Below are 11,649 nucleotides of genomic sequence, written 5' to 3'. Positions count from 1 at the left end.
TTCTATCATTGATATTGCCGATTAATGGGCTGACTTCAGCGCATCCAGGGCATCAACGTATGGAAGATCAAAGCCTTCGGCCACTTCTTTGATGGTAACGTGGCCACTGATCACGTTAAGACCGTTACGCAAGTGCTCATCTTGAACTAAAGCATCGCGATATCCCTTGTTCGCCAGCTTCACAATGTAGGGCAGTGTTGCGTTATTTAAGGCAACCGTCGAGGTGCGCGCGACAGCGCCAGGCATGTTTGCCACACAGTAGTGGACAACATCATCAACGATGTAGGTTGGGTCAGCGTGGGTCGTTGCATGTGAGGTCGCGAAACAGCCACCTTGGTCGATAGCGACATCGACAACCGCAGCGCCTGGTTTCATTCGCTTGATATGGTCTTCGTTGACCAGTTTCGGTGCAGCAGCACCTGGGATAAGGACAGCACCGATAACTAAATCAGCGTTAAGTACGTGCTGGTCTAATGTTTCCTCGGTTGAGTAGACGACTTTGGCGCGGCCTTGGAATTCTTCGTCCAAGCGACGCAATGTATCGACATTTTTATCCAAAATAGTGACGTCAGCTCGGAGGCCAACCGCCATGCGCGCGGCGTTTGAGCCAACCACGCCACCGCCAAGTACGACGATTTTAGCGGGTTCGACACCAGGAACACCACTGAGCAGCATGCCCGAACCGCCGTGTGATTTTTCTAACGCTTGTGCACCTGCTTGAATAGACATACGGCCGGCGACTTCAGACATTGGCGCTAATAGTGGCAATCGACCTTTAGAATCTGTTACCGTTTCATAGGCAATGCAGATAGCTTTACTTTTAATTAAGTCTTCTGTTTGCGGAAAATCTGGTGCAAGATGCAAATAGGTGAACAAAATCTGTCCTTCGCGCAGCATGGCACGCTCGACAGCTTGCGGTTCTTTGACCTTGACGATCATGTCTGCTTTCGCAAATACGTCAGCGGCGGCAGGGAGAATGGATGCCCCAGCGGCTTTATAGTCATCGTCAGAGAAACCAATACCGTTACCTGCATTGGTTTCAACATAGACCGAGTGGCCGTGAGAAATAAGCTCACGGACACTTGCTGGAACCATACCCACGCGGTACTCATGGTTCTTGATTTCTTTTGGAACGCCAATGATCATGCTGTCACCTCTTGTTTATTTAGTGTTATCGGCTGGCTTGTTATTGAAATTGTCAATTTTCAGGCTAGTATAAAGGCAATAAACCAGCATTTGATGCTAAAGATTGTTTAGATGTTATTTAATTTGGTATATCTTTTTGCAAGGAAGTAACAAGGTGGAATAAAAAATGGTAGATACCAAAAACAAGCCCTCCAAGGAATTGGACCGTATTGACCGCAACATCCTAAATGAGCTCCAAAAGGATGGGCGAGTCTCCAACGTTGAGTTATCAAAACGTGTCGGTCTCTCTCCAACCCCCTGCCTAGAACGTGTGCGACGTTTAGAGCGTCAGGGCTATATTCTTGGCTACACGGCACAGCTTAATCCCCAGTATTTAGATGCATCACTGCTCGTTTTTGTGGAAATCACACTAAATCGTGGCGCACCTGACGTGTTTGAGCAATTTAATAAAGCGGTGCAGACACTAGAAGACATCCAAGAATGTTCGTTAGTGTCCGGTGATTTTGATTACCTACTAAAGACACGAGTAGCTGACATGTCGGCTTATCGCAAGTTATTGGGTGAAACCTTGCTACGTTTGCCCGGCGTGAATGACACACGCACTTACGTGGTAATGGAAGAGGTAAAACAAAGTAATCATCTGGTGATCCACACGCGTTAAGTGTTGGCCATAGGGTGAAGCAAAACATAACCAAAGCCGAGCATTGCGCTCGGCTTATTTTTTGTACGCCATGATTTAAAGAATGTGATATCTCGGTAAAGATTGAACGTAAACACGCATCATGCCTGCCGTCACGGCATGAATGTGATAAAGTCAGGGCAATCAGAGCAAGCCTCCATTCAGGGTGAGGAATGCGATTAACGAATAATATTAAACAGGTAATGATGGAGTTTTCTTTACGTCGAGAGCCGAAAACGGCTCAGCCGAAAGCGCGTTTAGATGGCGGTCAACGTTTAAAAGAGTGTGGATTCATCTTGGTCCTCGCCGCTGCTGTGTTTACCATGGTGGCATTGTTATCTTTTAATCCGGCTGATCCTTCGTGGTCGCAAACCGCATGGCATGGTGACGTTCATAATGCGGCTGGCGCGATGGGTGCATGGATAGCAGACAGCTTTTTCTTCTCGTTTGGGATCTTGGCGTATCCATTACCCCCTGCTGCCATTCTTGGCGGTTGGGTTTTTTTGCGGCGGCGTGGTGATAATGAACCCATTAATTACACCATTATTGGCGCACGTCTATTGGGGCTTCTGGTCCTTTTCCTGACCAGTTGTTCGTTGGCTGATCTCAATTTTGATGACTTTTGGCATTTTTCATCGGGTGGCGTGATGGGAGATGTCACCAATAGCCTTGCTTTGCCCTTGTTTAATGTCTTAGGGACCACCTTGGTCATGTTGTTTGGCTGGGCGGCCGGTTTCACCTTATTCACGGGAATTTCATGGCTCACGATCGTGGATCACCTCGGCGCGGTGACGCTAAATGGTATCACCTGGCTGGTTAATCGCGTGCGTGGCGATACCCCGACACAACTTGGTGCGCCTGGCTCATCGGCCCCCGAGCACACAGACGTGACGCAATCGCGTGAGACTTGTGAACCGATGGAGCTGAGTGATTTACGTCGATTGACGCCGACATCGCCTGAGAAAGCGTCCGTTTCTGAGAAAAAATCCGTCGTTGAAAAAACGACAGCGACGGAAAAGGAAACCGTTAATCACAGCGCGCACGAGAGTGAAAGGTCGATCATCTTTGGTGGACATGCCACCGCTGAGCAAGCCGGTTCGACGCAGTCCGAATCCGCGCTGTCAGAGAGTGCGGATGAACCGGCATTGGGACAATGGCAAACCGCTGTTGCTGATGATGAGCCCTCCGCGTCGGTATTCAGCGCAGACACCGACTCAGACCCGCAAGCCCAAACACCGACTCAGCATGATCGTGAGTCGGTCGCAACTTATGTGTCGACAGATTCAGAGCATTCAGAGACAAAGCACTTAGAGACAAAGCACTCAGAGTACGCTGATACCACCTATGGCAATCAAGATGGACTCTCGGAGCTAGAGCGCGCGGAGCAGGCAAGCAAGTTGGCCGATGATGACGAGGATCCTTTCCAAGAAACGATTCGCCAAGCACAAAAATCCCAACAGCAAGCGGCCGGGCTCGACCATCCTTTTTTAGTGAAAGATGAGCCCAATTTGCCTAAACCGGCAGAACCTTTCCCAACCCTCGATCTGTTGGATCCTGCGCGCCATACAGCGCAACAAGCCACGCGCGAAGAGCTAGAGCAAATTGCGCGCTTGGTTGAGGCGCGCTTGGAAGATTTTAAAGTGCAAGCACGCGTGGTGGGCGTGTATCCAGGGCCGGTGATCACGCGTTTTGAGCTTGATTTGGCGCCGGGCGTTAAGGTCTCACGAATTTCAGGTTTGTCTAAAGACTTAGCGCGTGCGCTATCAACCACCGCGGTGCGCGTGGTCGAGGTGATCCCAGGTAAACCTTATATTGGCCTTGAACTGCCGAACGAGCATCGCGAAACGGTGTTTATGTCAGAAGTGATTGGCAGTGAGCGATTTAAAAACAGCCAATCGCCGATCTCCGTAGTCTTGGGAAATGACATTGCCGGCGAAGCCATTATTACCGATCTTGGCAAAGCACCGCATATGCTGGTGGCAGGGACGACAGGGTCGGGTAAATCTGTGGGCGTGAACGTGATGCTGGTTAGTATGCTCTATAAGGCGTCTCCTGAAGATGTGCGCTTTATCATGATCGACCCTAAAATGCTGGAGTTATCGGTCTATGAGGGCATTCCGCATTTGTTGTCAGAAGTTGTCACCGATATGAAGGATGCGGGGAATGCGCTGCGTTGGTGCGTGGGTGAGATGGAACGACGTTACAAGCTGATGTCAGCCCTTGGCGTGCGCAACCTTAAAGGTTTTAACGAAAAGGTCAAAGCAGCAGAAGCCGCGAATAATCCGATCCCTGACCCACTATGGAAATCGGGCGATAGTATGGATGAATCGGCGCCTAAACTGGAAAAACTGCCCTATATCGTGGTGGTGGTAGATGAATTTTCCGATCTCATGATGGTGGTTGGTAAAAAAGTCGAAGAGTTGATCGCACGATTAGCACAAAAAGCACGGGCCGCGGGTATTCACCTTGTGTTAGCCACCCAACGTCCTTCTGTTGATGTGATTACGGGGCTGATTAAAGCCAATATTCCAACGCGTATGGCGTTTACTGTCTCGACCAAAACAGACTCGCGCACCATCCTTGACCAAGGCGGCGCTGAGTCGTTGCTGGGAATGGGGGATATGCTCTTTATGCCGAATGGTTCCAACCATCCGATTCGCGTGCATGGTGCCTTTGTCAGTGATGAAGAAGTGCATCGGGTGGTTAATAATTGGAAAGCGCGAGGCAAGCCGCAATATATCGATGAAATCACCCAAGGCGATCAAGGTGCAGATAGCTTATTACCTGGTGAAGCGCCGACCGGCGGCGATGGCGAAGAGCTGGACCAGTTGTTTGATCAAGTGGTTGAATTTGTGACCGAAAGTCGTCGTGGTTCCGTGTCTGGTGTCCAGCGTCGATTTAAAATTGGTTATAACCGTGCGGCGCGTATTGTGGAACAACTCGAAGCACACGGTGTCGTAAGTTCACCAGGCCATAACGGTAATCGCGAAGTAATCGCACCGCCGCCACCGAAAGATTGATCGAATGGAAGGTTCAATGACTCGATTTGCTGCTGTCCGCCACCTGTTGGCGGTGATATCTCTCTTGGTTGTTGTCAGCGCGCAAGCGCAAACAGAGGCGCAACAACATTTAATCGAAAGACTGAATAAGGTTGATGCGTTCAGCGCACAGTTTGAACAAAAGGTCCAAAGCCCAGAGGGTGACGAGATTCATCAAGCGAAAGGGACCTTGGCTATCCAACGCCCTAATTTGTTTAACTGGACCACCACGTCGCCGGACGAAACCATCATGATTTCTGATGGTGAAACCTTGTGGTACTACAGCCCCTTTGTTGAACAAGTAACTGCCATGTGGTTAGAAGAGGCAACAGCACAAACGCCCTTCGTGCTATTGACCCGTAACCAACCGAGTGATTGGCAGGATTACCAAATCACCCAGGAAGGCAATACCTTCACGCTCACGCCAAAAACCACCGGCACCATTGGTCAGTTTGATGTCACGGTCAAGCCCGATGGTACCTTGACTGGCTTTAGAGTCGTTGAGCAAGATGGGCAACAGAGTCAGTTCGCACTGAGCCAATTTAGCCGACAAACGCCAGACGCGGACTTGTTTTCGTTTACCCCGCCTGAGTCGGTCATGGTCGACGATCAACGCCAGTCACGTTAACCGCATCGGAGGATGCCTTGCCTACCTTGCCGCTCGATTTCGCTGAGGACTTCCGCCCACTGGCCGCGCGTATGCGGCCCGTCACCTTGGACCAATATATTGGCCAGCGCCATCTGCTTGGCGAAGGCAAACCGCTACGCCGTGCCATTGAGTCGGGGACGCTTCATTCCATGATTTTTTGGGGACCACCGGGCACAGGCAAGACCACACTGGCCGATATTGCTGCGCGTCAAGCTAATGCCGAGCTGGAACAAATTTCTGCGGTGACCTCCGGTGTGAAAGAGATCCGAGAAGCGATTGGACGTGCAGAGCAAAACAAGCAAGCGGGTGTACGCACTGTCTTATTCGTTGATGAGGTACATCGCTTTAACAAAAGTCAGCAAGACGCTTTTCTGCCTCATGTCGAGTCGGGGACCGTCACCTTTATTGGCGCCACGACGGAAAATCCATCGTTTGAGCTTAACAATGCCTTACTATCGCGCGCCCGCGTCTACCGACTGACAAGCCTGGATGATCGCGATCTTGAAGCCGTGATTGATCAAGCGCTTGCCGACTCGCAACGCGGGTTAGGCGAGCAGGCACTCACTTTCGATAAAGGCGTTAAAGCGGCGTTAACCGCGACGTGCAGCGGCGATGCGCGCATGGCGTTGAATCTTCTGGAAATGCTGGCAGATATGGCTGATGGCCAAGTGACGCTGTCGATGCTTAAAGACGTTGCCGGTGAAAAAGTGGCGCAATTCGATAAGCAAGGGGATGCTTGGTACGATTTGATTTCTGCGTTTCATAAATCCGTCCGTGGCTCGAGTCCTGATGGCGCCCTGTATTGGTACGCACGCATTGTCAGTGCCGGTGGCGATCCCCTTTATGTGGCCCGCCGCTTATTAGCTATCGCCTCGGAGGATATTGGCAATGCGGATCCACGTGCCATGCAGGTGGCATTGAATGCGTGGGATTGCTTTACTCGCGTAGGACCGGCGGAAGGCGAGCGAGCGATTGCTCAAGCCGCTGTATATTTAGCCAGCGCGCCCAAAAGCAATGCTGTTTACACCGCATGGAAACAAGCGTTGCGAGACGCTAAAGAAACCGCCAACGCGCCTGTTCCCATGCACTTGCGCAATGCGCCGACCGCATTGATGGAAGATATGGGGCATGGGAAGGGCTATCGATATGCCCATGATGAGCCCAATGCTTATGCGGCAGGAGAGCGCTATCTACCGTCCGAACTTGGCGATACTCGCTATTATCAGCCCGTTAATCGTGGGCTAGAAATTAAAATCGCCGAAAAGCTCGCCTTTCTGGCCGAGCAGGATGCAAAAAGCCCGCAAAAGCGCTAGGCAAGTTTACCCTTTTTGGGTAAGGTTTAGAGTGCAGCGACGCCATGAAGACGCAGTCTCCTCGTCGTGGTGACATCCACCGTCACCCTTGACCAATCGCGTAATACAATACGCAGTATCGACGCTTGTTTTCAAACGTGATGACAAGTGACAACCAACTAATCAACCCGAAAAGCACAGGATTAGCATGCTGGATTCCAAATTACTTCGAACTGAGCTGGAAGAAACCGCTCAACAACTCGCTCGTCGCGGCTTTACGCTTGACGTTGACGCTATGCGTGAACTCGAGGAACAACGTAAGGCGCTGCAAATTCGCACCGAACAACTGCAAGCAGAGCGTAATTCCCGATCGAAGTCCATTGGCCAGGCTAAAGCAAAGGGTGAAGACATTGCGCCATTGCTAGAAGAAGTGTCAAACCTTGGTGATGAGTTGGACGCAGCGAAAACAGAACTCGCGGCGCTGCAGCAAAAAGTCAACGACGTGGTGATGAGCGTGCCTAACTTACCGGCGGAAGACGTCCCAAGTGGTAAAGATGAGTCTGAGAACCAGGAGATCATGCGCTGGGGTGAACCGCGTCAGTTTGATTTTAAGGTCAAAGATCATGTTGATTTAGGTGAACTGTCCGGTGGTCTCGACTTTGCCAGTGCGGTAAAACTATCTGGCTCTCGCTTTATCGTGATGAAAGGGCAGATGGCGCGCATGCATCGTGCTTTAACCCAGTTTATGCTCGATTTACATACCAACGAACACGGCTATACCGAAATGTATGTGCCGTACTTAGTCAATGCCGACAGTCTCTATGGCACCGGCCAATTGCCTAAGTTTGGTGACGATTTGTTTAACACCAAGCCGGCCACCGAAGAGGGGATCGGCATGTCGTTAATCCCAACCGCGGAAGTACCTCTGACTAACATGGTACGCGATGAGATCATCGATGAAGCGGATCTGCCGCTGTGCATGACCGCACACACACCGTGTTTCCGTTCAGAAGCCGGCTCCTACGGACGTGATACGCGTGGACTGATTCGTATGCATCAGTTTGATAAAGTCGAGCTGGTGAAAGTGGTGAAGCCTGAAGATTCTATGGCAGCACTCGAATCACTTACCGCCGATGCCGAAAAAGTATTGCAGTTGCTGAACCTGCCTTACCGAAAAGTACTGTTATGCACCGGTGACATGGGCTTTGGCGCGGCCAAAACCTATGACCTAGAAGTTTGGTTGCCTGCGCAAGATACCTATCGTGAAATTTCATCATGCTCAAATACCTTGGACTTCCAAGCGCGTCGTATGCAGGCGCGTTTCCGCCGTAAAGGTGAGAAGAAGCCTGAGCTGTTGCACACGCTCAATGGGTCTGGCTTAGCTGTGGGTCGTACCTTGGTGGCCATTTTGGAAAACTATCAGCAAGCGGATGGTCGTATCGAAATCCCTGAGGTATTACGTCCGTATATGGGTGGACAAACGCATATAGGCTAATGGGCTCACCGTGTGCTTAATAACCATGAAGCCGGCACGATTGTCGGCTTTTTTTATGCTTGCATAAACGTGGGGATTATCGGTTAAGCATTGTCTGTCACGCACTGTCTGTCACGCGCTGTTTGTTTAGCGCTATCTGTTAAGCGCTATTTCGCGGCTCATGCAAGGGCGATAAGGTATTAAAAATATCGTCCTGTGGTGCAGGAAAGCCTGCTAATAGGTCGGCAAGACAATTATCGAGCACGGTGAGTATCACTGCATTGACGCGCTGAGATAGTGCGAGGCGACTGGCCAGTGGTGTCTTATCAGCTAACGGTTTCTCAGTTGCCAACGATTTCTCAGTTGCTAACGGTGCCTCAGTCGCTAAGGCCCGCTCAGCGTCGGTGCTGAGCTGGGAAGTAAGGCGATCAATCTCTGTGTTTAGCGAATCCTCTAGGTTAAGGTGCTGGAGCTGGCATAAGCGTTTCACTAAAATTTGCTGTTGCAGGTTTAATGACTGGCTCGCGTTTGGCGTCGCTTTGTGTAACTGAATACTGGCGTAAGAATATCGCTGACGTGCTTGTAATAATTCTAAAACGGCATACCACACGTGTTGATAATGCGACAAGCTGGCTTCGTCATTGTGGGCTATCAGGAAGGGTGGCACCGCCTCGTCAACAAGATAAATAATATGTTGTAACGCGCGGTTTTTCATCCGTGCTTGTGTGACTTCATCGTATTGCGGTAGCGCATGTAAATGATGAAATAAAAGCCGATACATCGGTTTTTGTGCCTGAGGCGCTAAGTGGTGCAATTGACGAATTTGACTGAGTAAATGTTGGTAGTCACTGGAAGCAATATGTGTTTGAGCGGCCAGCTCACGTGCGTGCTGCAGCAGCGCACGTAATTCATGTAGCTGATGTAACGGCCAATCTGGGCGTTGACGGTAAAGTACGACGGCGACGACGACCGCTATTCCGAGCGCCAGTGCGCCTACCATGACTAACCATCCCATATGCTCTCCTTGCGATCGCGACTCTCCGTCATCAAGCTCAGCATGAACTGTGCCAAAGATGAGAAGCGGGTCACATCCTATGAAAGCGGCGTTAAGGGCATCAAGATCAGATAAAAACGCACTATGATAGCGCTTGAGCGCACTCAAACGGTGCAAACTATCAAACGGTGCAAACTAAGAGAGTCGCAGGCAAAAAAAAGAGCCCTTGTTGGGCCCTTTGATGTTTTAGCTATCGCGCTGTTTTACATGACGCGCATGCCAGGTTGAGCCCCTTCATGCGGCTCTAAAATCCAGATTTCTTTGCCACCCGGACCCGCCGCGAGGATCATGCCCTCTGACATGCCGAATTTCATCTTGCGAGGCTTTAAGTTGGCGACCATGACGGTGTGCTTACCCACGAGATCTTCCGGCTTGTAGGCCGATTTGATCCCAGAGAACACCTGACGCGTTTCACCGCCAATATCGAGCTTAAACTTCAGCAGTTTGTCCGCTTTTGGCACCGCCTCACACTCAACAATTTTAGCGATACGCAGATCGACCTTAGCAAAGTCACCAAATTCGATTTCATCGGCAATCGGCTCGTCCGCTAACGGCCCTTGAGCTTTGGCCTTTTCTGCTTGTTCAGCGGCTGCATCTTCCTTGCTCGCGGCGATCATGGCGTCGACGGCTTTCGGATCGATACGGTTAAACAGTGCCTTGAACTTGCTAATGCGATGGCCGGTCAGTGGCGTCGCAATGCTTTCCCACGTCAAGGTATCATTCAAAAAGCCTTCCGTGCGCTCTGCCAGCTTAGGCATCACAGGTTTGAGGTACGTCATCAGCACACGGAATAGGTTAATCCCCACAGAGCAAATCGCTTGTAGTTCGGCGTCTTTTCCTTCTTCTTTAGCGATCACCCATGGCGCCTTTTCGTCCACGTATTGGTTGGCTTTGTCGGCCAAGCCAATAATTTCGCGGATGGCGCGGTTAAACTCTCGGGCTTCGTAAAGCTCACCAATGTATTCAGCTTTGTCGATGAACGATTGATAAAGCTCGGGTTCGGCGCACGTATCAGAGAGCTGACCATCAAAGCGCTTAGTGATAAAGCCAGCGTTACGTGATGCCAGGTTGACGACCTTGTTGACAACATCCGTGTTCACACGCTGGATAAAATCATCCAGGCTTAAATCCAGATCATCAATGCGGCTATTGAGCTTGGCCGCGTAATAGTATCGCAGGCATTCTGGATCAAGATGGTTCAAATAGGTACTGGCTTTGATAAATGTCCCTTTTGACTTGGACATTTTCGCGCCATTGACCGTGACATAGCCGTGCACGAAGACGTTGTTAGGTTTACGGAAGCCAGCACCGTCCAGCATGGCAGGCCAGAACAGACTATGGAAATAAACAATATCTTTGCCGATGAAATGGTATAGCTCGGTGTCGCTATTAGCCTTCCAGTATTCATCAAAGTCGATATCACCGCGTTTGTCACAATAGTTTTTAAACGACCCCATATAGCCGATCGGTGCATCGAGCCAAACGTAGAAAAACTTGCCGGGTTGGTCGGGGATTTCAAAACCAAAGTAGGGCGCATCGCGGGAGATATCCCACTGCTGAAGACCGGTTTCGAACCACTCATTCATCTTGTTAGCGATTTCGCTTTGCAGCGAACCAGACTTGATCCACTCGTTAAGCATTTGCTCGAACTGTGGTAAATCGAAGAAAAAGTGCTCTGAATCACGCATCACCGGCGTGGCACCGCTGACTGCGGAACGAGGATTGATCAATTCAGCCGGCGTATAGGTTTCACCACAGTTATCACAGTTATCGCCGTATTGATCGTCGGCGTGACACTTCGGACATTCGCCTTTGACAAAGCGATCCGGCAAGAACATTTCTTTTTCCGGATCAAACAGCTGAGATATCGTGCGGCTGGTGATATAACCTTTATCACGAAGTTGCGTATAAATGAATGACGCTAATTCGCGGTTTTCATCACTGTGGGTGCTGTGGTAATTATCGAAGCTGATATCAAAGCCATCAAAATCTGCCTGGTGCTCTTGTTGCACGCCGGCGATCATGGCTTCTGGCTCGACACCCATTTGCTGCGCTTTTAACATGATAGGTGTGCCGTGAGCATCGTCAGCACAAATAAAGTGAGTGGTGTTGCCACGCAGGCGTTGATAGCGAACCCATACATCTGCCTGAATATGCTCGAGCATGTGGCCCAAATGAATCGAGCCGTTCGCATAAGGCAGCGCACAGGTCACCAGAATTTTCCGTGGGTTTGCAGCCATAATCTTGTTTATTCGCTCTTATGATATGAATGGAATGATTGCGGAAATCTTACCTGATACGATATGCCTTGCCTAGT

Annotated in this window: 8 protein-coding genes; 5 read left to right on the top strand and 3 right to left on the bottom strand. The window is 50.3% G+C overall.

Going from position 1 to position 11,649, the window contains the following annotated elements:
* Window positions 1-21 precede the first annotated feature (21 nt).
* The gene (gene ald / locus BZG75_RS00295) at window positions 22-1,146 is read right to left on the bottom strand and encodes an alanine dehydrogenase (protein WP_021022420.1); all 1,125 of its coding nucleotides are present in this window, start codon (window positions 1,144-1,146) and stop codon (window positions 22-24) included.
* A 166-nt stretch (window positions 1,147-1,312) separates the two neighbouring features.
* On the opposite strand from ald, the gene lrp reads away from it, so the two are divergent.
* The 5 genes from lrp (at window position 1,313) to serS (ending at window position 8,299) form a co-directional block, all read left to right on the top strand.
* Window positions 1,313-1,807 (top strand): leucine-responsive transcriptional regulator Lrp, encoded by a 495-nt coding sequence (lrp, locus tag BZG75_RS00290; protein WP_077460192.1) that lies wholly within the window; start codon window positions 1,313-1,315, stop codon window positions 1,805-1,807.
* Window positions 1,808-2,031: 224 nt separating this feature from the next.
* On the top strand, window positions 2,032-4,845 hold the full coding sequence (locus BZG75_RS00285) for a DNA translocase FtsK (RefSeq protein ID WP_077575958.1): 2,814 nt from the start codon (window positions 2,032-2,034) through the stop codon (window positions 4,843-4,845).
* Between the two features lie 16 nt (window positions 4,846-4,861).
* Complete coding sequence (lolA, locus tag BZG75_RS00280) at window positions 4,862-5,491, top strand: outer membrane lipoprotein chaperone LolA (protein ID WP_021022417.1); 630 nt, start codon at window positions 4,862-4,864, stop codon at window positions 5,489-5,491.
* 71 nt (window positions 5,492-5,562) lie between these two features.
* Window positions 5,563-6,825, top strand: coding sequence for a replication-associated recombination protein A (locus BZG75_RS00275; protein WP_051109666.1), 1,263 nt, complete (start codon window positions 5,563-5,565; stop codon window positions 6,823-6,825).
* 187 nt (window positions 6,826-7,012) lie between these two features.
* Window positions 7,013-8,299 carry a serine--tRNA ligase gene (gene serS, locus BZG75_RS00270; RefSeq protein WP_077575854.1) on the top strand — a complete coding sequence of 429 codons (1,287 nt, stop codon included), beginning with the start codon at window positions 7,013-7,015 and terminating at the stop codon, window positions 8,297-8,299.
* Between the two features lie 139 nt (window positions 8,300-8,438).
* Here the strand turns inward: serS and BZG75_RS00265 are convergent, their stop codons facing one another.
* Window positions 8,439-9,293 carry a hypothetical protein gene (locus BZG75_RS00265; protein WP_077575853.1) on the bottom strand — a complete coding sequence of 285 codons (855 nt, stop codon included), beginning with the start codon at window positions 9,291-9,293 and terminating at the stop codon, window positions 8,439-8,441.
* Between the two features lie 242 nt (window positions 9,294-9,535).
* The gene (metG, locus tag BZG75_RS00260; protein ID WP_021022413.1) at window positions 9,536-11,572 is read right to left on the bottom strand and encodes a methionine--tRNA ligase; all 2,037 of its coding nucleotides are present in this window, start codon (window positions 11,570-11,572) and stop codon (window positions 9,536-9,538) included.
* Window positions 11,573-11,649: the final 77 nt, after the last annotated feature.

The sequence above is a fragment of the Salinivibrio sp. AR640 genome, assembly GCF_001995405.1.
Lineage (GTDB): Bacteria > Pseudomonadota > Gammaproteobacteria > Enterobacterales > Vibrionaceae > Salinivibrio > Salinivibrio costicola.
Note: the sequence above shows the minus strand (reverse complement) of the source record. Positions and strands in the feature narration are given on the sequence as shown.

What these genes read in the sequence shown, in the direction of transcription:
- lrp (WP_077460192.1), top strand. Translation starts at nt 1,313, where the DNA reads ATGGTAGATACCAAAAACAAGCCCTCCAAGGAATTGGACCGTATTGAC.
- BZG75_RS00275 (WP_051109666.1), top strand. Translation starts at nt 5,563, where the DNA reads ATGCGGCCCGTCACCTTGGACCAATATATTGGCCAGCGCCATCTGCTT.
- lolA (WP_021022417.1), top strand. Translation starts at nt 4,862, where the DNA reads ATGACTCGATTTGCTGCTGTCCGCCACCTGTTGGCGGTGATATCTCTC.
- metG (WP_021022413.1), bottom strand. Translation starts at nt 11,572, where the DNA reads ATGGCTGCAAACCCACGGAAAATTCTGGTGACCTGTGCGCTGCCTTAT.
- serS (WP_077575854.1), top strand. Translation starts at nt 7,013, where the DNA reads ATGCTGGATTCCAAATTACTTCGAACTGAGCTGGAAGAAACCGCTCAA.
- BZG75_RS00285 (WP_077575958.1), top strand. Translation starts at nt 2,032, where the DNA reads ATGGAGTTTTCTTTACGTCGAGAGCCGAAAACGGCTCAGCCGAAAGCG.
- ald (WP_021022420.1), bottom strand. Translation starts at nt 1,146, where the DNA reads ATGATCATTGGCGTTCCAAAAGAAATCAAGAACCATGAGTACCGCGTG.
- BZG75_RS00265 (WP_077575853.1), bottom strand. Translation starts at nt 9,293, where the DNA reads ATGGGATGGTTAGTCATGGTAGGCGCACTGGCGCTCGGAATAGCGGTC.